This window comes from Neorhizobium sp. P1_A6, from assembly GCF_056406795.1.
Genome location: NZ_JBFTZM010000003.1, coordinates 232,643 through 256,592 on the forward strand (window position 1 = coordinate 232,643; position 23,950 = coordinate 256,592).

Sequence of the window (23,950 nt, forward strand, 5' to 3'; positions counted from 1 at the left end):
TAATGCGCATATGACCAAACTTCTCGACCGCGCCATTGAACAGGCTAGAGAACTTCCTGCGGAAATGCAGGACGAGCTCGCCGCTATGCTTCTAAGCTTTATGGGTGAAAACGATCAGGAAGGCGTCTACGAGCTTACGCCGGAGGAAGAAGCCGATCTGGAAGAAGCCGATCGCGAAATCGAGCGCGGAGAGATTGCGACCGAGGAAGAAGTCCGCGCCATGTGGGCAAAGTACAGCCTGTGAAACTTCGCTACACGGCCAAAGCTCTCCACGAAATCGACGAGGCTATCTCCTATATCGGCGACCATTCTCCGCAAGGTGCAGACAATGTCGCTGCCCGCATTCGCGGAGCGCTGACGTTCTTGAGCGAGCAGCCGTTCGCGGGCAGTATCACGCCGAGAAATACCCGCCGCTTCTTTCTCAAACCCTATCCCTACACGGTCTATTACCGTGTCGGCGTCGACGAAATCGTCATTCAGCGCTTCCGCCACACGTCTCGCAAGAGTTAGTAATCGCCAATCTCACCCCCAGACGCCCTTGACCACCACATAAACCACGAAAAACCCGTTGGCGCAGAGCAGGCAAAAGACCGCGAACGAGCCGAGATCCTTGGCGTGACGGCCGACGGTGGAGATTTCCGGGGATATGCGGTCGACCAGTTCCTCGATCGCGGTGTTCAGCGATTCCACCGCAAACAGCACGAGCATCAGGATGGCCAAGACGAAATAGTCGAAAGCACCGGCACCGACGATCGCAAACAGCACGACGGCCGCCGCACAGGCAATCACCTCATGGCGAAAGGCTTCCTCCTGCCACAGGCGCATCAGCCCCTGCATCGAATAACGGAAGGCCGCAATTACCCGGCGGATGCCGGTCGCCCTTTCGATATTGCAGTCGAGCGGCGTCTTTTCCATCCGGGGCTCAGTGGCTCTTGTTGCTGACGCCGGCCTGCTCGAACGTCGCCATGCCGGAATGGCAGGCGGCGGCCGCCTTGACGATGCCAGCCGCAAGTGCCGCACCGGTCCCCTCGCCGAGCCGCATGCCGAGCGCCAGAAGCGGCGTCTTGCCGAGCTGTTCGATGGCGCGCAGGTGCCCCGGTTCACCCGAGACATGGCCGATCAGGCAGTGGTCGAGCGCTGCCGGATTGGCGGCCTTGAGGATGGAGGCCGCAGCCGTCACCACGTAACCGTCGAGCAGGACCGGGATTTTTTCGACGCGCGCGGCCAGGATCGCGCCGGCGATCGCAGCGATCTCGCGGCCGCCGAGACGGCGCAGGATCTCCAACGGGTCGCTCAGGTGGTCCTTGTGGAATTCGACGGCAGCCTTCACCGCGGCGATCTTGCGCTCCATGAATTCGCCATGCGAACCGGTGCCGGGACCGACCCAGTCCTCCGCCTCGCCGCCATAGAGCGCCAGGTTGATGGCAGCCGCGATCGTCGTGTTGCCGATGCCCATTTCGCCGATGCAGAGAAGATCGGTGCCGCCGGCGATCGCCTCCATGCCGAAGGCCATGGTCGCCGCGCAGTCGCGTTCCGAAAGAGCCGCCTCGCTGGTGATGTCGCCGGTCGGGTAATCGAGCGCCAGGTCGAAGATCTTCAGGCCGAGATCATGGGTGACGCAGATCTGGTTGATCGCCGCACCGCCGGCTGCGAAATTCTCGACCATCTGCTGAGTGACGGATGACGGGAACGGTGTCACGCCATGGCGGGTAACGCCATGATTGCCGGCAAAAATCGCCACAAGCGGCCGGTTGACGGCCGGTGCGCGGCCCGTCCAGGCGGCCAGCCAGAAGGCGATTTCCTCAAGCCGACCGAGCGCACCCGGCGGCTTGGTCAGCTGCGCATCGCGCTCGCGCGCCGCAACCAGCGCCCGCGGGTCTGGTCCGGGAAGGTTCTGCAGCAGGACACGGAAATCGTCGAAAGGCAGGCCGCTCACGCTCATGGAAAGTCTCTCTTGTGTCTCGGTCTCGTTTCGCGGCGGGAAAACTTGTCTTTTCCCGTAAATCGCGCTTGTGTGCGCAAACTCATAGTCGGGTCGGATCGGAGGAACAACTGCCAAACGCAACGGAATTCATCGCGGACCTCGCCCGCTCGGTCGGGTTCCTCAGCCGTCTGCCGGTGCCGGACCGTTTCTTCCGCGGCCATGACGGCACGATCTCGCGGGCGGTGCGGGCCTTTCCCGTCGCGGGGCTGGTCATCGCGGCCCTGCCGGCGCTCGTTCTTCTCCTCCTGCAATCCGGTGATCCGCTGCTTGTCAGCCTGATTGCGCTTGCGCTGCTGACGCTTGTGACCGGCGCGCTCCACGAGGACGGCCTTGCGGACACGGCGGACGGTCTCGGCGGGGGGCGGGACAAGGACCACGCGCTCCTGATCATGAAGGATAGCCGCATCGGCGCCTATGGCGTCGTGGCGCTGGTGCTGTCTTTCGGCCTGCGGGCCTCGGCGCTTTCAGCACTTTTCCGCGACGATGCCGTTACCGCGGCGCTCGCCGTGCTTGCCGTTGCAGCCGTCAGCCGCGCGATCCTGGTCGCCCATTGGCGCGCGTTGCCATCAGCCCGGGAAAACGGTGTCGCGGCAAGCGCCGGATTTCCGGAGGACGGCGCCCGCAATATCGCGCTGTTTTCCGGCGCCGCCATCGCGCTTGTCCTTCTCGTTCCGGTCCTCGGCCTGCCGAAGGTCCTATTGTCGCTGATCGTGGCGGCACTCGCCGGCTTCGGTTTCACCCGTTTCGTGCGCCGGAAACTTGGCGGTCACACGGGCGATACGATCGGCGCTACTCAACAATTGAGCGAGATCGCCATGCTCGCCACTCTTGCTCTTGCCGCCTGAAACCCCGATATACTGACGCATGATTTCGCCTTGCACCCTCGTCTGTTCGATCGACCTCAAGACCGGCTATTGTTTCGGTTGCGGACGCACGCGCGAAGAGATCGCCGCCTGGATGGATTATACCGATGCGGAGCGCCGTGCGCTGATGGAAACCCTGCCCGCACGGCTTGAAACCGTCGAGCGCCGGCCGCGTCGGGAAACCCGCCGGCAGCGCATGATCCGGGAACGCGACACCGCATGAACGCGCTCACCGGCATTCTCATCGTCCTCGGCATTGGCCTGGCGCTGCTGATCTTCAACCACGATGCCGGGCAGACCTTCGGCATCGACAACGACGATTTCGGCCAGATCATCTACCTCCTGCCGATCGCCGGCCTGCTCGCCGCCGGAATTCTCGCCGGCCGGCGCGGCAATGCCGGTGAGGTGCTGCGCAATATCGCCATCTGGCTGCTGATCATCCTCGGGCTGGTCACCGCCTATCTCTATCGTGACGACGCCAGCAATGTCGCCGCAAGGGTGACTGCCGGCCTGCTGCCCGGTACCGCCGTGGTGGTGACGACCAGCGAAGGCGGCAACGAGGTGATCATCCACAAGACCCAGGGCAGCCATTTCCAGACCAATGTCAGGGTCCAGGGCAAGGTCCTGCCGATGCTAGTCGATACCGGCGCCAGCACCGTGGTTCTCTCCTATGACGATGCCCGCGCGATCGGCCTCAATCCGCAGAGCCTCAATTATTCGGTCTCGGTGATGACCGCCAACGGCCGAGCAATGGCCGCGGGGGTGCGGCTGGACGAAATCGCCATCGGCCCGATCGTGCGGAAAAACGTCCGGGCGATGGTTGCGGAAGACGGAAGGCTCGGCGAGAGCCTGCTCGGCATGAGCTTCCTCTCCACCCTAGGCTCCCTGCAGATGCAGACCGACGAGCTGAGATTGCGGGACTGAGGTCAGCCGAAATCCTGGATGGCGACCCCCTCTCCCTTGCTGCGGAAATGGCTCGGCGGCGCGCCGATAATGCGCTTGAAGGCGCGGCTGAAGGAGGCCTCGGCATCGTAGCCGAGCCGTTCGGCGACGGTCGCCACCCGTTCGCCGTCCCGCAGCCATTGCCGCGCCTGGTGCATGCGCACCCGTGCCACGTAGCGGGCCGGCGTTTCGCCGACGACGCGCAGAAACCGTTCGGCAAAGCCTGACCGCGACGCCCCCATCAGCCTCGCCAGTGCCGCCACGGTCCAGTCACGGTCGGGTTGCAGATGGATGGCGGCGAGCACGCGGCCGACCTCCGGATTGCGCACGGCCGCGATCCAGCCGGTCGTATCGCCGCAACCGTGTTCGACCCAGGTGCGGATCAGCGTCGCGGTCAGCACGTCGGCGAGCCGTGCGAGAATGCCGCCGGCGCCGACCCGGTCCATGTCCACCTCGCGCGCCATGGCATCGAGGAGATGCGGGATGGAAGGCTCGTTCCTGGCGAGATCGCTGGTCAGCATCGCCTCGGGCATCAGTTGAAGCAGCGGATGCAGCTTGTCGATGTTGAAGCGCATCGAGGCCGTCAGCGCCACGGTGCCGCCGCAGGCATCGGCGCATTGCACGTCGAACACGCCCTGGCAGACCTCCTTGCGGCCGAACCGGCCGAAAGGCAGCGGCGGAATTCCGGGGGCGCTTGCCAGCACATGTCCATCGCCACGCGGCAGAAGCGCCGCATCTCCGGGCCGCAATTCCAGCCATTCGCCGGAGGGCGTCTGCAGCCATGCGGAGCCGGACGAAATGAAATGGAACCGCGCCGCCTCCTGCGCCGGAAACGATGTCGCCCAGGGCTCGGGAAGCCGGCAGCGGCCGTATTCGACACCGTCGAGCCGCAGGCCCCGCAGCATCTCGGTCAGAGGATCGGAGGGGTCTATCGATGGTTCTTTGGACAAATGGTCAAGCATATCGGATTTTCTAGCATGGAAACTACAGACTGTCACGCCTAAGTCTAATCCATCCTCCCGGCACGGCCTTCCGTGCCACCTCCCAAGACAGGACATGACTATGACTAACAGCATTTTTGAAGAGGACGATGTCGTGCGCGACACGTCGTCCCCGAACACATCGGCCAAGGCCCGGTGGGACGCGGTCATCGCGCTCACCCTCGGCGTCTTCGGCCTCGTGACGGCAGAGTTCCTGCCGGCGAGCCTGCTCACCCCGATCTCCGCCGATCTCGGCATCAGTTCCGGCGTTGCGGGCCAGACCGTGACGGTGACGGCGGTCGTCGCAGCTTTTGCCGGCCCCGGCGTCGTCATCGGCACCCGCAGCTTCAACCGGCGCTGGACGCTGTTCGGGCTGACCGCCCTGCTCATCCTCTCCTGCGCGCTGGCGGCCCTTGCCAACGGCCTGACCCTGCTCCTCGTGTCGCGCGTCCTGCTCGGCGTCGGGCTTGGCGGCTTCTGGGCCATGGCCGGGGCGCTTGCCATGCGACTCGTGCCCATGAACCACCTGCCGCGCGCCATGGCGATGATCTTCACCGGCGTCTCGGTGGCGACCGTTATGGCGGCACCGCTCGGCGCCTATATCGGCTCCACGCTCGGCTGGCGGGCGGCCTTCGTGCTCGCCGGCGCTGTCGGCGTGCTGGCGCTCATCGCGCAGCTCGTCACCGTACCCTCGCTGCCGCCAGCCGGACATGCCGGGCTCGGCACGCTGGCGGAAGTCCTCAAGCGGCCGAAGATCCGCATCGGCCTGATCGCCACCCTTCTCATCGTCGCCGGCCATTTTGCGGGCTTCACCTATATCCGCCCCTATCTGGAAGACGTTCCGCGGCTTGATGTCGAGATGGTCTCGCTCCTCCTGCTCGCCTATGGTGTCGGCGGTTTCTTCGGCAATATCGTCGGCGGCATGATCACCGAACGCAGCTCGACGCTCGGCGTCGTCTTCGCCTCCAGCCTGATCGCCGTTTCCGCCGTGCTCCTCGTCTCCCTCGGGGCTTCGACGGCAGCAGCAGCGGTTGCCATCACGCTCTGGGGTTTTGCCTTCGGCGCGCTGCCGGTCAGCATCCAGAGCTACATCACCCGGGCCGCCCCTGACGAGGCGGAAAGCGCCGGCGCGCTGCTGCTGACGACCTTCCAGATCGCCATATCCAGCGGCGCCGTACTCGGCGGCTTGCTGATCGACGCTCAGGGGCCGCTCGGTGTCATGACCTTCCTCGGCATCGCAGCCATTCTCGGTGCGTCGGTGATGGTCGCACGTGGCGGGCGCCAGGTCCAACTCAGCCAAGGCTGAACGTACCCTCAAAACTGTTATCGGCTGCGGTCAGTTGCGCAGCCGATAACCCGTCTTGAAGATCCAGCCGAGGATCGACAGGCAGATGACCAGGAAGAGGGTGATCATTCCGAGGCTCACCATCGGGTTGACGTCGGCGATCTCGTAGAAACTCCAGCGGAAGCCGGAGACGAGATAAAGGACCGGGTTGAAATGGCTGACCGTCTGCCAGAAGGGCGGCAGCATGTTGATCGAATAGAAGCTGCCGCCGAGGAATGTCAAAGGCGGCACGACCAGCATCGGGATAACGTTGAGCTGCTCGAAATTCTTCGCCCAGATGCCGATGATGAAACCGAACATGCTGAAGGTGACCGCCGTCAGCACCAGGAAAAGCACCATCATGAACGGATGGGCGATGTGAATGTCGACGAAGAACGAGGCGGTGGCGAGGATGATCAGGCCGATGATCAGCCCCTTGGTCGCCGCCGCACCGACATAACCGACGATGATCTCGGTCATCGCAACCGGCGCCGACAGGATTTCGTAGATCGTGCCGGTGAATTTCGGGAAATAGATGCCGATCGAGCCGTTGCTGATGCATTGCGTCAGCAGCGTCAGCATGATCAGGCCGGGCGTGATGAACGACCCGTAGGAAACGCCCTCGACCGTCTGGATGCGCGAACCGATCGCGGTGCCGAAGACGATGAAATAGAGCGAGGTGGTGATGACCGGCGAAATGACGCTCTGCAGCAGCGTGCGCCGCAGCCGGGCCATCTCGAAGACATAGATCGACTTGATCGCTTCGAAATTCATGCGTCTTCTCCCACCAGTGCCACGAAAATATCCTCAAGCGAGCTCTGTCGCGTGGAAAGATCGCGGAAATGAATGTCCTGGGCGGCGAGCGTCGACAGCAGCGATGCAATCGTGCCCTGCCCTTCCTCTCCCTGGTATTCGTGGATCAGTGCCGTGCCGTCTTCGGAAAGCGTCAGGTTGTAGGCAGCGAGGCTTTCCGGCAGTACCTTCAGCGGCTCGGACAGTTCGAGCCGGAGCTGCTTGCGGCCGAGCTTCTTCATCAGCGCCGCCTTTTTCTCGATCAGCAGCAGCTTGCCGCCGTTGATGACGCCCACCCGGTCGGCGATCTCTTCCGCCTCCTCGATATAGTGGGTGGTGAGGATGATGGTGACGCCGCTTTCGCGCAGCTTCTCGACCAGTTGCCACATCTCGCGGCGCAGGTTGACGTCGACGCCGGCGGTCGGTTCGTCGAGGAACAGGATTTTCGGTTCATGGGCGAGCGCCTTGGCGATCATCACCCGCCGCTTCATGCCGCCCGAAAGTTCGCGCAGCATGTTGTCCTTCTTGCTCCAGAGCGACAATTCCTTCAGCACCCTCTCGACCAGCGCCGGATCGGGTTTCTTGCCGTAGACGCCGCGGGAAAAGCTGACCGTATTCCACACCGTCTCGAACATGTCGGTCGTCAATTCCTGCGGCACCAGGCCGATCAGCGACCGCGTCTGGCGGAAATCCCGGATGACATCGTGGCCGCCGACCATCACCTTGCCGGTCGAAGGATTGACGAGGCCGCAGATGATCGAGATCAGCGTCGTCTTGCCGGCGCCGTTCGGGCCGAGCAGCGCGAGAATCTCGCCTTCCTCGATTTCCAGGTCGATGCCTTTCAGCGCCTGGAACCCGTTCTCGTAGGTCTTGGTAAGCTTATCTATGGAAACGACTGAGGCCATGCGGAACGGTTCTTCCCAAGGATTCTATTTGCGGGATGCGCCGCGAATATAGGCACCCCAACCTTCGAAACCATCCCTTGTGGAAGAATATTGCTGACGGTTTCAGAGGATAATCGACGGGAAGAGCCGCTCCGGAATGACGATCCGGTCTCGACCGCGATGTCTCGACCGAAGAAACCGCCGCTGTCATTTTTCCGTGACGTTCCTACAGCATTGTCCCACCAGGCAAGCAACGGTCCCGCCTTTACGCCGCACGTAACCCCTCGCGCGACCGTCATGACCATAGTGTTTTAGTCTTTCTCGTTTTCCGCTTGCCGCATGCGTACTGTTTTCAAGTATGAGTTCTTCAGTAACCGGAAGCACGGCTCCTCCTCGCGAGCCCGACCTCCACTCTCGCCGGCTCCCTGAGCCGGCTTTCTTTTTTGTGGGTTCAAGCCAATTCCGTTCGGGAGGCCGGGTGAGACCCGACGCGCGATGGGCATGGTCTGCGCGTCGGGTCTCGTGCCGCAGTAGGGGTAAAGCCTGGGGGGCGGACTGCGGCACCACCACTCTTGCGTCGCCGCGGCTTATGGTTCCAGTTTGGTTTCCGCATATGGTTTAGGGAGCGTTAATGTCCACAGGCTCGCTGCAATCGCCATATCCGAAGCGGAAGCTCAGGTCCTGCGTCTGCCGGGCAGCGCATGCCGCCATGCCGTTTCCAGAGCGTCGCGGAGGTCCGCCTCTTCGAGTTCGGAAAGAACCGCCGTCGTCCAGCCCTGATGGCCCCAGGCGTTCTGGACCGGCGAAAAAGCATGCGGCAGCATCTCGCATTTGAACTGCTGCTCGTCGGGCGTGAACTTGAAATTCGCGGTCAGGCCATCGGCCGCAAGCGTCGCGAAGATGCGCCTGACCTTGAACGCCGCCCGGTCGAAATGCGGTGCCTCGGACGTTCCTTCGAGCGAGAGGGCCAGACTGCGGAGCATGTCGGCATCGGCCATCGTCAGACTTCAGTCGCAATAGCGCTTGCCGCCCCTGCGGGAGCGCAGGTCGAAGTGGAAATGGTTCCAGTGTTCCGCGTTACTGCCCGGGCCGAGCACGGTGCTGAAATACTTGCAGCTATCGCTGCGCACCGCTTTCAGGAGACCGCCTTCGCGCATCGAGAACAGGCCCTTCTTGCGCACGTCGATCTCGTGGCCGTCCTTCAGCACGATCTGGCCGATGTCGATGGCATTGCCCTTGGCGTGCTCCGACATCGGATTGTTGCGCTGGTTGCTGTTGTTCATCCGCCGGCAGGAATAACCGCCCATCGGCACGATCTTTTGGATGCCGGTCAGATAGCGGTAACGGGCGGAGGGTGCGAGCTCGTTCTTCACCCATTTGGCAAAGGCGAGCGTCGTCTGGCAGTTCAGCGTGACGGCCGGCTTCACGTCGATATTGCCGGACAGGCCGGCGAGTTTCACCGGATAGGGCACGCTGCAGCTCGGGCCGGCATCAATGCTCGGCCGGTCTTCGAATTCGACGCCGAGACGGCGCAGTTCGGCGCGGCAGCTGACCTCCGACTGCGGCATCACATCGCGCTGCCAGGGCATGTCGCGCTGGCTCATCGGGCCGCTGTCGATCATCGGATTGTTGGGCCGCAGCATTGCCACCTGCTGGGTGCCGGCCGCCGATCTGCTGCCGGGAGGTGCTATGCTCCGCTCATTACCCCAAGCCATGTCGCGATTGGCCGCGTTGCCGCTCGAAAGATCGCCTTGCAGGCCAGCGCCCTGGCGCTTCGGCGGCACCCGCACGCGGTCGTCGTTCATGGGTTGGGAGATCGGCTGGCGGCGCGACTGCAGCGCGCGGGGATTGTCGGTGCCGATGCCGTCGACGACGGGCTGGTCGCCGACACCTTCGGCGATATCGGAATCCTCTTCCGCGGCAAGCCCCGTGACGTCGCTCTCGTCGGGGCCGAAACCGAGCTCGGCATCGATGTTGACGCCGTCTTCTGGAATAGTCGTCGGCCCGGCATTGCGGGTCGTGTTGCGCTGTCGGGCGGATGCCTGCTGCTGCATCGCCTCGTCGCTGTCGATCATCGGCAGGCGGCCCTGGCGCGCGCCGGGTGCCTGCTGCGACATCGGCGCGCCAAGCGGCGCCGACTGCACCGGCTCCGGCGCCCGCAGATAGTGGCCGCCGTCATTGGCCCCGGAGCCGGGATAGGCCGAATTCTGGTAGTTCGAATTCGGATAACCGGTGCCCGCAAGGTTCGGCGTATTCGCGTAATCGACGGCGCGGGCCCCGGAGACCAGCGCGGGGTTCGTGGGATAAGCCTGCTGCGAGGCGGGCTCGCGCGGTATGTCGCGCATCGGCTGGATCGCCCCGACGCGGCCGTTATCGATCGACGCCGGCGGAACGAGATCCCCGGCGGAGCAGGCAGCCAGCATTGTCGGGATCATCAGCGAGCCGATCACCCGCCGAGAAAGGGAAGCATACGCCATACAAGTTTGCCACTCTTCCGGTGCCGAAATGACACACGCTGAGAGTTTAGGCAAAGTCGGTAAATGAACCTTTGAGAAATCAAGGCTCTTTCGTGACCTTTCGGTGCAATTCAAGGTCGTTTCGGGACGCCCGCCGTCCCATTGCCTCCATTCTGGCGACCCATTTCGATACGGCCGACAGCAAAAGACCGCCGGGCTTTTTGCGCCGGCGGCCTTGTGTTTTTCAGCGGTAGATCGGTCGATCAGGCGGCGCGAGCGCGGGATGCCTGACTCGAGGTCGCCGCGCGGCCGCCGCTGCCGAGCCTGAAGGCCGAAAGGAGGCCCTGCAGGTGCAGGCTCTGTTCGGCAAGCGTCTGGCTTGCCGCGGTGGTCTCCTCGACCATCGCCGCGTTCTGCTGGGTCATCTGGTCCATATGGTTGACGGAGGAATTGATCTCCTGGAGCCCGGTCGCCTGCTCGCGGGCGGCCGTCGCAATCGTGTCCACATGGGCGTTGACCCGCTCGACCAGGGTGGCGATCTCGACCAGCGCATCGCCGGTGGAGCGCACCAGCGCCACGCCGCCTTCCACCTCGCGGGCGGAATTGCTGATCAGCGTCTTGATCTCCTTGGCGGCATTGGCGGAGCGCTGCGCCAGTTCGCGCACTTCCTGCGCCACGACCGCAAAACCGCGGCCCGCCTCGCCTGCCCGTGCCGCCTCGACGCCGGCATTCAGCGCCAGAAGGTTGGTCTGGAAGGCGATCTCGTCGATCACCGAGATGATCTGGTTGATGCGGTTGGAGCTCTCCTCGATCCGGCCCATGGCGTCGATCGCATTGCGGACGATCTCGCCCGAACGGCCGGCGCTGTCCTTGGTCTCGCTGACCATGGTGCGGGCCTCGACGGCCCGTTCCGACGCGGTGCGGACGGTTGCGGTGATCTCGTCGAGTGCTGCCGCGGTCTCTTCGAGCGCCGCCGCCTGCTGTTCGGTGCGCTTGGACAGATGGCCCGTCGCCCCGGAAATATCCGAGGCGCTGTCGCGCACCACGAGGCTGGTCTCGGAGATCGCCGCGATCGCCTGGTGGAGCGAACCGACCGCCGCGTTGAAATCGTGGCGGAGTTTTGCATAGTCCTCGCCGATGTCGACGAGTGCCACGGAAAGGTCGCCCCCGGCCAGCGCCTCGAGCGCTCGGCCGAGCTCGCTGATCGCGCGCCCCTGGCGTTCGGCAGCAACCGTCATCGTCCGCTCGTTGTCGGAGCGCTCGCTGGCGATCATGCGGGCCTGTTCGGCCTCGCGTGCCTGCAGCTGGACCCGTTCGTCGACCGAATCGCGCAGCACGGAAAGCGCGCGGGCCATCTCGCCGATCTCATTCTTCTGTTCGGTGCAGGGCACGGTGACGCGCGCCTCGCCCGATGCGATCGACTGCAGCGCCTGCCTGATCTTGCCGATCGGGCCAGTCACCGTCTTGACCACGAAGGTGGCGCCAGCGATCAGCACCAGCGCGCCGATGCCGAACATCGAGGCGAAGTTGATCGCATCACGCCGGAACATGGCGTGCAGGTCGTCGACATAGACGCCGGTGCCGACGATCCAGCCCCAGGGCGCGAAACCGGCGACATGCGAATATTTCTCGACCGGCTGCTCGGCGCTCGGCTTCGGCCAGTAGTAGTCGACGAAACCCTTGCCCGTCGGGCTTGCCTTGACGGCATTGACGAACTCGACGAACAGGAACTTGCCGTTCGGGTCCTTGTCGTTCGACAGGTCCTTGCCGTTCAGCTCCGCCTTGATCGGATGCATGATCATCCGCGGCAGCATGTCGTTGAGCCAGAAATAGCCGCTGCCGTCGCCGTAGCGCATCACCGAGATGACCGCCTTGGCCTCGGTCTGGGCCTGCTCGCGGGTCATCGCGCCGGAGGCTTCGAGGGCCTGGTATTTCTTGAGCACGGTCAGCGCCACATCGTTCATCTGGGCAAGGCCCGCCTTCCGCTCCCGTTCCGACGAAGCGTAACTCTGGAACAGGCTGAAGACCATGGCGCCGCCGAGGATGACGAGCGACAGGAGCACAAGACTATAAAGGCGCCAGGAAATGGCGAGACGTTGCATGGGACCCCCCTTATGTGCAATTCGCCTTAAATTCTAATGGTCGATGGTTACCAGGTAGTGAAGCCCTGACAAATCGCGGCGAACGCGAATTAGTTCAGCCTAAATAATTGATGTTGAAACGCTTTTTGGCGGAGTTTCCTTCTCCTTCATGTGCGGTTAGTCTCGCGGCGGGAGGAGTCGCCCGAAAACCGCTTCGAAAGAGAGACGACATGACCGAAAATCCCAAGCCGACCGGCGAACTGACGCTCCGGACGCTCGCCATGCCGGCGGATGCCAACGCGGCTGGCGATATCTTCGGCGGCTGGGTGATGGCGCAGATGGACCTGGCGAGCGGCATCCGCGCCGCCGAACGCGCCCGCGGCCGCGTGGTCACGGCAGCGGTCAAGGAAATGGCCTTCGAACTGCCGGTCAAGATCGGCGATACGCTTAACATCTATACGGAAATCACCCGCGTCGGACGCTCGTCGATCACGCTGACAGTCGAAGCCTGGGCGCAAAGGGCGCGTCACCGGATGATCGAGAAGGTCACGGCAGGGACCTTCATCATGGTTGCGCTCGACGAGGACGGCCGCCCGGTGCCGGTGCCCGCCGAGGAATAGATCGAGGAGCAGCCATGGACGTCGCCACCGCCGCCGAAACCTATACGCATATCCGCGTGGTCATGGGCATGGTGGTGAGCCTCAGCCTGGCGCGGCTGCTGAACGGCCTCGCCGGCATCGTCCAGCATCCCGGCGCGGCGCGCATCTACCCCGTCCACCTCGGCTGGGTGGTGTTCATGTTTCTGTTCCTGGCGCATTTCTGGTGGTGGGAATACCGGCTGCACGCCCTGCCGGTGATCGGTTTTGCGGCCTATCTTTTCCTGATCGCGTTCTGCGCGCTGTTCTTCTTCCTCTGCGCCCTGCTTTTTCCGACTTCGATGCAGGATTATGACGGATACGAACATTATTTCCTGTCGCGGCGAACCTGGTTCTTTGGTTTCCTGGCGGGAATGCTCGTCACCGATCTCGTCGATACGGCTCTCAAAGGGCGCGATTATTTCCTGTCGCTTGGCTACGAATATCCGGCCCGCACCGCGGTCTATATCGTGCTCAGCATCATCGCCGCGATCACCACCGACCGGCGTTATCACGCGGCCTTCGTCGTCTTCGCGCTGGCCTACCAGTTCTACTGGGTATTCCGGGTCTACGACCTCCTGACATAGACGAAACCGGCCGGTTAACCCTTCAGATAGGCCGAGGACCTGTCGAAACTCAGKCCGGGAAAAACCTTGGCGGTGAGCGTGTCGGGCTCGATGCCGAACTGCCGGTAAAGCATGGCGGCGGCGACTTCGCGCACGTCGCCGGTCGGCATCAGGTCGCGGCGGTCGAGCAGCTTGTCTTCGGAAAGGCCCGGCCATTTGCCCAAGACCCTGCCGCCCGGGATCGCCCCGCCGGCGAGCACCGCAAGCCCGCCGGTTCCGTGGTCGGTGCCGTTGGTGCCGTTTTCGCGGGCGGTGCGGCCGAATTCGGTCATTGCCAGCACGACGGTCTTTTTCCAGGCCTCTTCGCCGAGCGTATCCTTCAGCGTGATAATCGCGGTCGAGAGATCGCCGACGGCTTTCCTGAACTGCCCTAGCTGGCCCACATGGGTGTCCCAGCCGTTGATCGAGAAACTGGCGATCCGATAGTCCTCGCGCAGCATGCCGCCGGCAAGCCGCGCCATGTCGGCAATGCCAGCGCCCCGCCTGTTGTCGGCGTAAAGGGAGTCCGCCGACATATCGGTCTTCTTCGCCTCCTCCATGGCTTTCGCAAACGCCGGATCGCTGGCGTAGAGGCGGTCGAGAAAGGCGATCTCGTCCTCGGCAAGCGCGAAATTGCTTTGCGACGACCATGTATCCGCTTCGTTCGGACCACTGAGGATCAGTTCCATCGACGTATTGATGTCGATCGCCTTGCGGCCGTTCGAGCGCGGGATGATCGCGAGCGTGCGGTTCAGCCAGCCGGTGCGCTGGCCCTTGGCGTTGCCGCCGGTCTCCAGCATGTCCTGGCCGTCGAAATGGCTGCGCTGGTCGCGATAGGGCGTCGAGACGGCATGCACGAAGGAGAGCTCGCGCGCCTGCCACAGCGGCACCAGTGCGGAAGCTGCCGGATTGAGCCCGAAGAACCCGTCGAGATCGATGAGGCCGGTATCCGGCCTCAGGCCCAGTTTCGGGCGCAGCGCCGCATAGGCCGGATCGCCGTAAGGCTGGACGAAGTCGAGCCCGTCCATGGCGCCGCGCAGGATGATCGTCACGAAGCGGTTGTCGCCGGGCATCGCCGCAAAGCTCACCGGCGTCAGGAGGGGAGCCGCCGCCGCGCAGCAGGCGCCGGCCAGAAAACCGCGGCGAGACAACGGGAAACTGTCCTGGACGCTCATCTCTTATCTCCTGTTGAATTCAGGGGATGCCAGCACCATCGTGATGCCGTGCACCTTGTTGGGCGCCTGCGCGATCACCCTGCGGGTCTCCGGATGGGCGGCATCGGCAAGTGCGGCCTGCAGGAATTCGGACGGCTCCAGCCTCTGTGCAAAGATGCGCCCGACCATGCGCGACCAGGAAATCCGTTCGCTCAACTGGCTCGGGGTCAGCCACACGCCCGTTTCGTCCGCGAAACCCGCGGGGCTCGGCGGCTGCCAGATCGGCTGGCCCATGCGCTGCAGCGCGCCGAGCGTCAGGGCATTGGCACGCCCCGCCTTCTTCCTGATATCTTCCCTCTTCGCCATACCAGTCAGGTCCATGGCCTTCTGCATCGGGCTCTCGTCCTCGTCGCCATCGTCCATGTCGCGCAGCAGGTTGGCCAAATTCCTCTCCGGCAAATCGAGGGCGCGGAAACCCGACGCCACGAACTCGAACGGCTGCTTGATCTTCTGGCCGGGATCCGACCAGGCCCGCGGATGAGCGAGCATGGCGCGGTAGACCTCGGTCAGATTGCCCTCGCTCTGCGTCCATGCTGCGACCATCACGCCGACCATGTCTTCGGGCGCCTCGTCGGCGACGAAATGCCGGACGAGCTTGCCGCAGACATGCCGCGCGGTCCTGGGGTTGGCGGCGAGGTCCTCGAGCATCAGCACGTGGTCCTGGCCATCGCCCTCGTCGTCCTGATAGGTCCGGCCGAGCAGGTTGACCGGTCCCGCCTCGGCGAGGCGCGGCTGATAGACGACCTGCATGGCGCGGTTGTCTACCGACAGGCCGGTGAGGATCAGTGCCGCGGCACGCACGTCGTCCTGCGTATAGCCGCTGCCCGCGCCCAATGTGTGCAGCTCCAGCAGTTCACGTCCGAGGTTTTCGTTGAGACCGCGGCCGTTCTTGCGGGCAGCGGCGGAATCGGGCCCGACACTCTGGTTCTGGTCGAGATAGATCAGCATGGCCGGATGCAAAATCGCATCGGACAGCAATTTCGTGAAGGAACCGCCAATATTGGGGCGAATCGCCTGTGCCTCATAGAGCGGCACGATCATCCGCATCGGCAGCGATTTCATCACGCTGGTCGAAAAATGGTCGACCCAGAAACTGGCGAGGCGCTCATAAAATCCGAGCGGCGAATGGATCGCCTGGGCAAGCCGCGCCATGGCATCCTGCCGATAGATGCGCCGCGCCTCGGTCCGGGTCGCCTTGCGGACGTCTTCATTCGGATTGCCGGCCTGACGGGCTTTCGCCTCGGCGGCGAGCAACGAGACGACACGGGTTGCAGTGTCCAGCCGGCCATTCACGCCCTCGCGCGGAAAGCGGGGCTTTTCGGAAGCCCCTTCCTCGATCTGCGCCAGCAGCGCCTCGACATCGCGGGGCGGCTCCTCGCCGGGACGAAGGCCATAACCGTATCGGATGGCGGCCAGGGTCGGGTTGGGAAGAGCCATTGGATTACTCCTCGTTTGACTCGCTTAGAATCCCGAAAAAATGTGGTGGAAACCAACAGGAATTGCGGCCATTTCGTGACATGGACAATTTGTAATTCGTGACCGCGCGGGAAGTTCCAGCAGTGCGGGAGAAATCGGATCAACTGCGGGATCTACCAGCTATCGGTACAATCGAACGGCATCCGCCCAATATTGAGGCGCCATGAACGGCCGGTTACCTTTTCATTCAGGATAACCCGGCTGGGTTGAAGAAGATCCCTCGAATGCAAGACTTTCTTATCGCTGCCGTTGGATAGTGTCGGCATAGGAACTCCAGCCCAAGCAGATCGATGGAAGCCGAATTCAGAACAGGTCAGATCGACCCGGCCCTTGCCCTGGACGTGAAGCGAGCGCAGGCATCGACCATGCTCGAACGCCTGATCTCGACGCTCGCAACCAATGCCGCGATATCCGCTTCGGCGCTTTTCGTCACCACGATCGACCGTGGCCTAACCGTCTCGGCCAGCCTCTGGTTCATGGCGGTGATCGCAAGCCTGGTCCTGCGCGTCGTCATGGCCTCGATCCTGAAGCGTTGGGAAACCGTGGAACATGCCCCGCAACAGGCGCTGGACGTGTTGACCGTCGGGGCGCTCTTGAGCGGGCTCGCCTGGGCGGCCCTTCCGCTGACCGTGCCCGATTTCAACGCGCTCGACGGAGACAGCGGCCTCTATCTGATCATGTGCGGCATGGCGACCGGCGCAGTCCTGATGGGTGTTGGGCACAACCCGGTTTCGCTCGCCTTCGCCATACCGCCCAACATTTCCGTGATGGCGTCGCTTGCCGTCGCCGGCAGCGCCAGCGGCTGGCTCCTCACCATCGACGTCGTGGCGCTGACGATGGTGCTGATCCGCAGCAGCCGCACCAGCGAGGCGACATTCGTCGGCAACGTGCTCGGCAAACTCAAGGCGACGGCGCTTGCCGATTCCCTCTCCAGTGCCAATTCGAACATCCTGCGCGCCAATTACCGGCTGGAAGTGCTCGCCAATTGCGATCCGCTGACCGGGCTTGCCAACCGCGCCGCCTTCAATGCCGCCCTCGATACGGGAATTTCCGCCGCAAAGGTTGGGCAAGAACAGCTCGCCCTCCTCATCCTCGATCTCGACCGCTTCAAGACGGTCAACGACACGCTCGGCCACAGCGCCGGCGACGCGCTGCTCGTCGAGGTCAGCGACCGGCTGCGTTCGGCGGTCGACGGCAGGGGCGTCATCGCCCGGCTCGGCGGCGACGAGTTCGCGATCATTCTCGGTGGCTCGGATGCCGCCGAAACCGCCCGGGGTCTAGCGAAGCGCGTCCTCGAACACAGCCGGCAGCCGGTCATGCTCGAGGGCCAGCCGACCGTGGTCGGCGCCTCGATCGGCCTGGCGCTCTTCCCGCTGCATGCGGATACGGCCGAGGACCTGTTCATCAGCGCCGACATGGCGCTCTACAGGGCCAAGGACGGCGGGCGCCGCCAGTGGCGCGAATTCGAGCCGGCCTTCCGCTCCCAGGCCGACCGCCAGAACCAGATCGAGCACGAACTCGCCGATGCGCTCGATGCCGGCGATCTCGAAGCATGGTTCCAGCCGCAGGTCGACCTTGCCTCCCAGCAGATCACCGGTTTCGAGGCGCTGGTGCGCTGGCACCACCCCTATCTGGGGCCGATCGCGCCGCCGGAAATCGTCGCCGCCGCGCAGGCCGCCAACCTTGCCGACCGGCTGACCGCGACCATCGCCGAAGCCGCCTGTGGCCTGCTGACCCGCCTGCCCGCGCTCGGCCTGCCGCGCGCGACCGTCGCCATCAACGTCTCGCCGCGCGAGTTCGACCTCTATTCGGTCACCGACGTGCTCGATTGCATCACCTCGGCCCACGGCATCGATCCGGCGCTGTTCGAGATCGAGATCACCGAGGAGGCGATCCTCGACACGCTGGTCGCCGGCGAGCAGCTGAAGCGCATCGAGCGGTCCGGCTACAAGCTCGCCGTCGACGATTTCGGCGCCGGCCATTCCTCGCTCGCCTATCTCGTGGCGCTCAAGGTCGACCGGCTTAAGCTCGACCGACGGTTCATCACCAACGTGCATCTCAGCCGCCAGAACCAGGAAATCGTCGGCGCCATGGCCGGCCTCGGACGGGCGTTGTCGATGGAGGTGGTGGTCGAAGGCGTCGAGAGCGAGGAAGAGGCAAACGCCCTCAAAGCGCTTGGCTGCCAGTTCGCCCAGGGCTATTTCTTCGGCCGCCCGATGCCGGCCGAACGCATCCCCGGCTGGATCGAAAGCCGCCGCGCCGTCAGCGAACGCCAGGTGGCATAACCCGCCCGCACCCCAAAAAATCCGTTTCCCTTTTGTACTCGTTTTGTGACCTGCCCCTCTTCACTTTCGCGACGAGTCTCTCCATATTCGCGGCATGGCCAGATCACCGAAAAAATCGCCCGTCTCGAACCCGAAAAATCACAACGGTTTCGAGGAGGCCCCGCAATCGTCGTTCGAAGGCGCGCCGCTCTCCGGTTCGGTTTCCGACTGGGTGAAGCAGCTCGAGGCCGAGGCGGAGGCCTCCGGCGTCGAGACGCAGCGCGAGATCGCCTCCAAGGCCGGCAAGCACCGCAAGAGAATAGAGATCGCGGCGCGCGAGGAAGCCATCAAGGCCGCCAAGTCGGCCCCGACGACGGCCAAGAACACCACGGCCTCGAAGACCGCCCGCGGCGTGTCGATCGGCGCCTCGTCGGATCCCAAGACGCGCGCCCGCGCCGGCCTCAACCCGGTCGCTGGTATGGATACGTCGCTGGAGGATGCCGAGAACCTTGCCTCCGGCGCGGTCACCGCCACCGTCGAGGCCCTGTCGGCGCTGATCGAGAGCGGCAATCCGCTGTTCAAGGACGGCAAGCTGTGGACGCCGCACCGCCCCGCCCGGCCGGAAAAGTCCGAGGGCGGCGTCACTATCCGGATGTCCTCCGACTACGAGCCCGCCGGCGACCAGCCGACCGCCATCCGCGACCTCGTCGAGGGCATCAATTCCGGCGAGCGCAGCCAGGTGCTGCTCGGCGTCACCGGCTCGGGCAAAACCTTCACCATGGCCAAGGTGATCGAGGCGACCCAGCGCCCGGCCGTCATCCTCGCCCCCAACAAGACGCTGGCGGCGCAGCTTTATTCCGAGTTCAAGAACTTCTTCCCGGACAACGCGGTCGAATATTTCGTCTCCTATTACGACTATTATCAGCCGGAAGCCTATGTGCCGCGCTCCGACACGTTCATCGAGAAGGAATCCTCGATCAACGAACAGATCGACCGGATGCGCCACTCCGCCACCCGCTCGCTGCTGGAGCGCGACGACTGCATCATCGTCGCCTCGGTCTCCTGCATCTACGGTATCGGCTCGGTCGAGACCTATACGGCGATGACCTTCCAGATGTCGGTCGGCGACCGATTGGATCAACGTCAATTGTTGGCCGACCTGGTCGCCCAGCAATACAAGCGCCAGGACATCAATTTCGTGCGCGGCTCGTTTCGCGTGCGCGGCGACACGATCGAAATCTTCCCGGCCCACTTGGAAGATGCCGCCTGGCGCATCTCGATGTTCGGCGACGAGATCGACGCGATCACCGAGTTCGACCCGCTGACCGGCCACAAGGTCGGCGACCTGAAATCGGTCAAGATCTACGCCAATTCGCACTACGTCACCCCACGTCCCACCCTCAACGGCGCCATCAAGGCGATCAAGGAGGAGCTGAAGCACCGGCTCGCCGAGCTCGAAAAGGGCGGCCGCCTGCTCGAGGCGCAGCGGCTGGAACAGCGCACCCGCTACGATATCGAGATGCTGGAGGCGACCGGCTCCTGCGCCGGCATCGAGAACTATTCGCGTTACCTGACCGGCCGCAATCCCGGCGAGCCGCCGCCGACCCTGTTCGAATACATACCCGACAACGCTCTTCTGTTCATCGACGAAAGCCATGTCTCGGTCAGCCAGATCGGCGGCATGTACCGGGGCGACTTCCGCCGCAAGGCGACGCTCGCCGAATACGGTTTCCGCCTGCCCTCCTGCATGGACAACCGGCCGCTGCGCTTCGAGGAATGGGATGCGATGCGCCCGCTCACCGTCGCCGTCTCGGCCACCCCCGGCAACTGGGAAATGGAACAGTCCGGCGGCGTGTTCGCCGAACAGGTCATCCGCCCCACCGGCCTGATCGACCCGCCGGTGGAAGTCCGTTCCGCCCGCTCCCAGGTCGACGACGTGCTCGGCGAAATCCGCGAGACCGCCGCCAAGGGGTACCGGACGCTGTGCACGGTGCTCACCAAGCGCATGGCCGAAGATTTGACCGAATACCTGCACGAACAGGGCGTGCGCGTCCGCTACATGCACTCGGACATCGACACGCTGGAGCGTATCGAGATCATCCGCGATCTTCGCCTCGGCGCCTTCGACGTGCTGGTCGGCATCAACCTGCTGCGCGAAGGCCTCGACATTCCCGAATGCGCCTTCGTCGCCATCCTCGACGCCGACAAGGAAGGTTTTTTGCGCTCGGAAACGTCGCTCATCCAGACGATCGGACGTGCCGCGAGAAACGTCGACGGCAAGGTCATCCTCTATGCGGACAAGATCACCGGCTCGATGCAGCGCGCCATGGACGAAACCGCCCGCCGCCGCGAAAAGCAGATGGAATACAATACTGCCAACGGCATCACGCCGGAATCGGTGAAGGCAAGGATCTCCGACATCCTCGACTCGGTCTACGAACGCGACCACGTCCGCGCCGACATTTCCGGCGTCTCCGGCAAGGGTTTTGCGGATGGCGGCCACCTGGTCGGCAACAATCTGCAGGCCCATCTCAACGCGCTCGAAAAATCGATGCGCGACGCCGCCGCCGACCTCGACTTCGAAAAGGCCGCCCGCCTGCGCGACGAAATCAAACGCCTCAAGGCCGCCGAACTCGCCGTCATGGACGACCCGATCGCCCGCGACGAAGCCCGCGCCGTCGAAGGCGGCAATGGCAAGGCAAACGGCAAGGCTGGAAACGGCAAAGGCGGAGCAAAACCCCGCCGCGAGTCGATCTCCCCCCTTGAGGCGGGGTCCGAAGGACGGGTCGAGACCCGTGGCTCGACCCAAACCGGCAGGACAGAGGGGGGTGCTTCCCCACCCTCGACCTCCCTCTTCGCCAAACCCGGCCTCGACGACATGGGCCGCGACATCGCCGAGCCCGCCAAGCCATCGCTGTTCCGCAAGAACGACCTCGACGAAATGACCGTCGGCCGCACCGAAAAACCGGTCACCGGCAAGCTGCCGCCAAAACCATCATCCTCATCCTCCCCTCCGTCATCCTCGTCCTCGGGTTCAACCCGAGGATTGACCCGAGGATCCACCGACGACCCCCGCCCCCTCGTGCGCRGCAAGGTCGGCGCGGGAAGTTATGAGGATGCCGGCGAGCAGAAACGGAAGAGCCGGACGAAGGGGAAGACGGGGCGGCCGGGGCGGTAACCTGGTACTGTTTGACGCTGGATATGGGCAAATTAGTCCGGCCAAAATAAGCTTGCTACTTACAGGGGATTTTTCTACCACCGTTAGCGTTGTTGCTGCTCGGTGCGGAGACTTATACGAGATGAAAATTGTTTCGTTTTTTAATAATAAAGGCGGAGTTGGAAAGACAACCTTGACGGGTAACATCGCTGCTTATTTTTCAACAGAAATGAAAAAACGGGTCTTGGTTGTAGATTGTGATCCGCAATGCAACATAACACAGTATATACTTGGGGATGAGAAAACCATTGATCTATATTGGCCAAAGGACATCGATAAAGATGAGCCTAAAATAAAGACTATAATGGATGTAGTTCAGCCAATAATTGACGGGGATGCTAGCATTAATCGCAGCGTAAAACCCATAGCATACAAAGGAAATAGATTTGGAGTAGACTTACTGCCGGGAAACCCTCGATTTTCGCTTTTCGAGGATCAACTGTCGCAAGCTTGGACGGATATACCTAGTGGGAAAGCTGGCGGCTTTAGAATTACGAACTGGTTACGTTCATATCTTTCGGCTCAATCAAGCAACTATGATATTGCTTTTATTGACGTTAGTCCTTCTCTCGGCGCCTTAAATCGGTCCGTTTTACTTTCGTGTGATAATTTTATAACTCCTCTTGGAGCCGATGCCTTTAGTCTTCTTGGTGTGAGAAATATTTCGAGATGGATAGTTGGATGGATCGACTATTATACAGTCGCCTTGGAGCAATCAGAGAGACTGAATCCAGGAGCCTTGGAGCGTTTTAACATATCAAGAGATATTTCAATTAAAAAGGGGTACCTAGGCTACACGCTTCAGCAGTATATAGCCAAGTCAAAAGAAGGCGTTCGCCGTCCGACCCGAGCTTACGAGAGAATACTCGAGGATGTTCCAGGGGAGGTAAAGAATTATCTTGCTCAGTTCTCTAATTTTGATGGCACGCACCTGGGAGATGTGCCAAATCTTTACAGCCTTATCCCGCTTGCTCAGAATGCAAATACTCCGATTATTTCGCTAAAGGCGAAAGACGGACTGGTGGGCAGTCAATTTAGCCAGTCCGCATCATACAAAGATATTATTGGAAACCTGGCTAACGCAATAGCGGTAAGGGTTTTCTAATTATGGTAACTTGGCCGAAACCCCTCGTTCGCGAAATTGCGGAGCGCCGTGTCCTCGTTTTTGTCGGTTCAGGCATCTCAAAAGCTGCGAGTCCAGCTATGCCCAACTGGTCTAATTTGCTGTCAGAATTAAAGGATAACCTTTCACAGGCGACGGAGAAAAAATTTGTCTCCGGCCTTATCAAAACCGGCAACCTTTTGGACGCGGCTCAAATTATTTCTGATGGCCTTGATCGCGCAGTAATTAACGACTTTATGCGCGATAAATTCCAAATACGGCCAATGATTCATCACGAAATATACAGAAGTATACTTGAGCTCGATTTAAAAACGATCGTTACGACAAATTACGATGAGTTTCTTGAGAAGAATTTTGAACACTTTAGTGGTGGAATGCAGGCATATAATGTTTGCAAGCATACATCATCTGACCTCCTAGATAAGCTACGCTCCCCAGGCCGAACTATAGTAAAAATGCACGGTTGCGTTACGGAGTTAAATGACCTTGTCTTGGACAGATTTTCCTACTTTAAGGCGAAAAGGGAAAATTCTGGATTTTTCCAGGTATTGTCGTCCCTGTTTACAATAAATACCGTCCTGTTCCTGGGGTATTCCCTAGGAGATCCGGACATGCAGATAATACTTGAGGATATTAATATGCATTCTGATTCGTCTCACGGGCACTATTCTTTAGTATCCAGACAAGACCATAAATCAATTAATAGATCGATGAAAAGAACCTATAATATACTTTGCATTGAGTATCCTAAGGGCGCTCATGACGATGTTCCCAGCTATCTGGCCGAACTGGCAACTGCGGTAGGTGATGAGCGAGCCGCACGCGGAATAGTATAAGTTCGACTTTCAATATTAAAGGCTTTTATAACGCTGAGATCAATCTGAATTGCCTACGCGAGCTCGCCCGGGCCCGCAAGCTCTTGTACTGAGTTGCCGTACAATTTTGTTTAAGCGGTCGAAGGCAGACTCTGGGCGTCACATAATTCACTCGGCTTCTAGTCCAAGCGCGACATCAGTTCGATATAATGAAAGCACTCCCTTTTAAAAGCTTCGAGATCACTGGCTCTTGCACCCTAGCTCCTCCTTCTCCTCCCCTCTATCCTTCCACCCC

Annotated in this window: 22 protein-coding genes; 12 read left to right on the forward strand and 10 right to left on the reverse strand. The window is 62.0% G+C overall.

The genetic code is table 11. The features are described 5' to 3' along the window. Positions 1 to 10 precede the first annotated feature (10 nt). Together AC1D3C_RS07995 and AC1D3C_RS08000 are read left to right on the forward strand one after the other, a co-directional pair. A complete protein-coding gene (locus AC1D3C_RS07995; protein ID WP_477482521.1) occupies positions 11 to 244 on the forward strand; it encodes a hypothetical protein in 234 nt (77 codons plus the stop codon). After that, complete coding sequence (locus tag AC1D3C_RS08000) at positions 241 to 510, forward strand: type II toxin-antitoxin system RelE/ParE family toxin (RefSeq protein WP_477482522.1); 270 nt, start codon at positions 241 to 243, stop codon at positions 508 to 510. Before AC1D3C_RS07995 ends, AC1D3C_RS08000 begins: the two co-directional genes overlap by 4 nt. A 12-nt stretch (positions 511 to 522) precedes the next feature. Here the strand turns inward: AC1D3C_RS08000 and AC1D3C_RS08005 are convergent, their stop codons facing one another. Beyond that, positions 523 to 915 carry a diacylglycerol kinase gene (locus AC1D3C_RS08005; protein WP_477482523.1) on the reverse strand — a complete coding sequence of 131 codons (393 nt, stop codon included), beginning with the start codon at positions 913 to 915 and terminating at the stop codon, positions 523 to 525. A gap of 7 nt (positions 916 to 922) precedes the next feature. After that, complete coding sequence (gene cobT / locus AC1D3C_RS08010) at positions 923 to 1,942, reverse strand: nicotinate-nucleotide--dimethylbenzimidazole phosphoribosyltransferase (RefSeq protein WP_255394411.1); 1,020 nt, start codon at positions 1,940 to 1,942, stop codon at positions 923 to 925. A gap of 110 nt (positions 1,943 to 2,052) precedes the next feature. Here cobT and AC1D3C_RS08015 point away from each other — a divergent pair, with 110 nt between their 5' ends. The 3 genes from AC1D3C_RS08015 to AC1D3C_RS08025 are packed head-to-tail and all read left to right on the forward strand — an operon-like array spanning position 2,053 to position 3,771. Continuing rightward, positions 2,053 to 2,829, forward strand: coding sequence for an adenosylcobinamide-GDP ribazoletransferase (locus AC1D3C_RS08015; protein ID WP_477482685.1), 777 nt, complete (start codon positions 2,053 to 2,055; stop codon positions 2,827 to 2,829). A gap of 19 nt (positions 2,830 to 2,848) precedes the next feature. Next, positions 2,849 to 3,070 (forward strand): DUF1289 domain-containing protein, encoded by a 222-nt coding sequence (locus AC1D3C_RS08020; RefSeq protein WP_038586489.1) that lies wholly within the window; start codon positions 2,849 to 2,851, stop codon positions 3,068 to 3,070. Next, positions 3,067 to 3,771 (forward strand): TIGR02281 family clan AA aspartic protease, encoded by a 705-nt coding sequence (locus AC1D3C_RS08025; RefSeq protein ID WP_038542711.1) that lies wholly within the window; start codon positions 3,067 to 3,069, stop codon positions 3,769 to 3,771. The genes AC1D3C_RS08020 and AC1D3C_RS08025 overlap by 4 nt, the downstream gene beginning before the upstream one ends. 2 nt (positions 3,772 to 3,773) lie before the next feature. Here AC1D3C_RS08025 and AC1D3C_RS08030 read toward each other — a convergent pair whose 3' ends face one another. Next, positions 3,774 to 4,751 (reverse strand): AraC family transcriptional regulator, encoded by a 978-nt coding sequence (locus AC1D3C_RS08030; RefSeq protein ID WP_477482524.1) that lies wholly within the window; start codon positions 4,749 to 4,751, stop codon positions 3,774 to 3,776. 100 nt (positions 4,752 to 4,851) lie between these two features. Between AC1D3C_RS08030 and AC1D3C_RS08035 the strand changes: the two genes are divergently transcribed. Then, positions 4,852 to 6,075 carry an MFS transporter gene (locus AC1D3C_RS08035; protein ID WP_477482525.1) on the forward strand — a complete coding sequence of 408 codons (1,224 nt, stop codon included), beginning with the start codon at positions 4,852 to 4,854 and terminating at the stop codon, positions 6,073 to 6,075. A gap of 30 nt (positions 6,076 to 6,105) precedes the next feature. On the opposite strand, the gene AC1D3C_RS08040 is transcribed toward AC1D3C_RS08035, so the two are convergent. The 5 genes from AC1D3C_RS08040 to AC1D3C_RS08060 all read right to left on the reverse strand — a co-directional run bounded on the left by AC1D3C_RS08040 (position 6,106) and on the right by AC1D3C_RS08060 (position 12,327). Beyond that, positions 6,106 to 6,867, reverse strand: a complete 762-nt coding sequence (locus AC1D3C_RS08040; RefSeq protein WP_038542707.1) for an ABC transporter permease — start codon at positions 6,865 to 6,867, stop codon at positions 6,106 to 6,108. Beyond that, a complete protein-coding gene (locus AC1D3C_RS08045) occupies positions 6,864 to 7,790 on the reverse strand; it encodes an ABC transporter ATP-binding protein (RefSeq protein WP_477482526.1) in 927 nt (308 codons plus the stop codon). The genes AC1D3C_RS08040 and AC1D3C_RS08045 overlap by 4 nt, the downstream gene beginning before the upstream one ends. A gap of 653 nt (positions 7,791 to 8,443) precedes the next feature. Next, positions 8,444 to 8,767, reverse strand: a complete 324-nt coding sequence (locus tag AC1D3C_RS08050) for an MmcQ/YjbR family DNA-binding protein (protein WP_477482527.1) — start codon at positions 8,765 to 8,767, stop codon at positions 8,444 to 8,446. A 9-nt stretch (positions 8,768 to 8,776) separates the two neighbouring features. Continuing rightward, positions 8,777 to 10,246: an extensin-like domain-containing protein gene (locus AC1D3C_RS08055; RefSeq protein WP_477482528.1), complete on the reverse strand. Its 1,470-nt coding sequence runs from the start codon at positions 10,244 to 10,246 to the stop codon at positions 8,777 to 8,779. Positions 10,247 to 10,488: 242 nt separating this feature from the next. Further along, positions 10,489 to 12,327, reverse strand: coding sequence for a methyl-accepting chemotaxis protein (locus AC1D3C_RS08060; RefSeq protein WP_477482529.1), 1,839 nt, complete (start codon positions 12,325 to 12,327; stop codon positions 10,489 to 10,491). Positions 12,328 to 12,536: 209 nt separating this feature from the next. On the opposite strand from AC1D3C_RS08060, the gene AC1D3C_RS08065 reads away from it, so the two are divergent. Both AC1D3C_RS08065 and AC1D3C_RS08070 read left to right on the forward strand, forming a co-directional pair. Next, a complete protein-coding gene (locus AC1D3C_RS08065) occupies positions 12,537 to 12,926 on the forward strand; it encodes an acyl-CoA thioesterase (RefSeq protein ID WP_038586468.1) in 390 nt (129 codons plus the stop codon). Positions 12,927 to 12,940: 14 nt separating this feature from the next. Next, positions 12,941 to 13,528, forward strand: coding sequence for a hypothetical protein (locus AC1D3C_RS08070; protein ID WP_477482530.1), 588 nt, complete (start codon positions 12,941 to 12,943; stop codon positions 13,526 to 13,528). A 14-nt stretch (positions 13,529 to 13,542) separates the two neighbouring features. On the opposite strand, the gene AC1D3C_RS08075 is transcribed toward AC1D3C_RS08070, so the two are convergent. Then, on the reverse strand, positions 13,543 to 14,721 hold the full coding sequence (locus AC1D3C_RS08075) for a DUF1501 domain-containing protein (protein ID WP_477482531.1): 1,179 nt from the start codon (positions 14,719 to 14,721) through the stop codon (positions 13,543 to 13,545). 3 nt (positions 14,722 to 14,724) lie between these two features. Then, positions 14,725 to 16,197 (reverse strand): DUF1800 domain-containing protein, encoded by a 1,473-nt coding sequence (locus AC1D3C_RS08080; protein WP_477482532.1) that lies wholly within the window; start codon positions 16,195 to 16,197, stop codon positions 14,725 to 14,727. A gap of 329 nt (positions 16,198 to 16,526) precedes the next feature. Between AC1D3C_RS08080 and AC1D3C_RS08085 the strand changes: the two genes are divergently transcribed. From AC1D3C_RS08085 to AC1D3C_RS08100, 4 genes are all read left to right on the forward strand, one after another. Then, positions 16,527 to 18,521 (forward strand): putative bifunctional diguanylate cyclase/phosphodiesterase, encoded by a 1,995-nt coding sequence (locus AC1D3C_RS08085; protein ID WP_477482533.1) that lies wholly within the window; start codon positions 16,527 to 16,529, stop codon positions 18,519 to 18,521. Positions 18,522 to 18,615: 94 nt separating this feature from the next. Beyond that, positions 18,616 to 21,678, forward strand: coding sequence for an excinuclease ABC subunit UvrB (uvrB, locus tag AC1D3C_RS08090; RefSeq protein WP_477482534.1), 3,063 nt, complete (start codon positions 18,616 to 18,618; stop codon positions 21,676 to 21,678). A 121-nt stretch (positions 21,679 to 21,799) separates the two neighbouring features. Continuing rightward, complete coding sequence (locus tag AC1D3C_RS08095) at positions 21,800 to 22,822, forward strand: ParA family protein (RefSeq protein WP_477482535.1); 1,023 nt, start codon at positions 21,800 to 21,802, stop codon at positions 22,820 to 22,822. Between the two features lie 2 nt (positions 22,823 to 22,824). Next, positions 22,825 to 23,676, forward strand: a complete 852-nt coding sequence (locus tag AC1D3C_RS08100) for an SIR2 family protein (protein ID WP_477332558.1) — start codon at positions 22,825 to 22,827, stop codon at positions 23,674 to 23,676. Positions 23,677 to 23,950 lie beyond the last annotated feature (274 nt).

Coding starts and splice junctions, on each gene's coding strand:
- AC1D3C_RS08095 (WP_477482535.1), top strand. CDS start 21,800: ATGAAAATTGTTTCGTTTTTTAATAATAAAGGCGGAGTTGGAAAGACA.
- AC1D3C_RS07995 (WP_477482521.1), top strand. CDS start 11: ATGACCAAACTTCTCGACCGCGCCATTGAACAGGCTAGAGAACTTCCT.
- AC1D3C_RS08100 (WP_477332558.1), top strand. CDS start 22,825: ATGGTAACTTGGCCGAAACCCCTCGTTCGCGAAATTGCGGAGCGCCGT.
- AC1D3C_RS08035 (WP_477482525.1), top strand. CDS start 4,852: ATGACTAACAGCATTTTTGAAGAGGACGATGTCGTGCGCGACACGTCG.
- AC1D3C_RS08080 (WP_477482532.1), bottom strand. CDS start 16,197: ATGGCTCTTCCCAACCCGACCCTGGCCGCCATCCGATACGGTTATGGC.
- cobT (WP_255394411.1), bottom strand. CDS start 1,942: ATGAGCGTGAGCGGCCTGCCTTTCGACGATTTCCGTGTCCTGCTGCAG.
- AC1D3C_RS08070 (WP_477482530.1), top strand. CDS start 12,941: ATGGACGTCGCCACCGCCGCCGAAACCTATACGCATATCCGCGTGGTC.
- AC1D3C_RS08025 (WP_038542711.1), top strand. CDS start 3,067: ATGAACGCGCTCACCGGCATTCTCATCGTCCTCGGCATTGGCCTGGCG.
- AC1D3C_RS08020 (WP_038586489.1), top strand. CDS start 2,849: ATGATTTCGCCTTGCACCCTCGTCTGTTCGATCGACCTCAAGACCGGC.
- AC1D3C_RS08085 (WP_477482533.1), top strand. CDS start 16,527: ATGGAAGCCGAATTCAGAACAGGTCAGATCGACCCGGCCCTTGCCCTG.
- AC1D3C_RS08030 (WP_477482524.1), bottom strand. CDS start 4,751: ATGCTTGACCATTTGTCCAAAGAACCATCGATAGACCCCTCCGATCCT.
- AC1D3C_RS08065 (WP_038586468.1), top strand. CDS start 12,537: ATGACCGAAAATCCCAAGCCGACCGGCGAACTGACGCTCCGGACGCTC.
- AC1D3C_RS08040 (WP_038542707.1), bottom strand. CDS start 6,867: ATGAATTTCGAAGCGATCAAGTCGATCTATGTCTTCGAGATGGCCCGG.
- AC1D3C_RS08060 (WP_477482529.1), bottom strand. CDS start 12,327: ATGCAACGTCTCGCCATTTCCTGGCGCCTTTATAGTCTTGTGCTCCTG.
- AC1D3C_RS08005 (WP_477482523.1), bottom strand. CDS start 915: ATGGAAAAGACGCCGCTCGACTGCAATATCGAAAGGGCGACCGGCATC.
- AC1D3C_RS08050 (WP_477482527.1), bottom strand. CDS start 8,767: ATGGCCGATGCCGACATGCTCCGCAGTCTGGCCCTCTCGCTCGAAGGA.
- AC1D3C_RS08045 (WP_477482526.1), bottom strand. CDS start 7,790: ATGGCCTCAGTCGTTTCCATAGATAAGCTTACCAAGACCTACGAGAAC.
- AC1D3C_RS08055 (WP_477482528.1), bottom strand. CDS start 10,246: ATGGCGTATGCTTCCCTTTCTCGGCGGGTGATCGGCTCGCTGATGATC.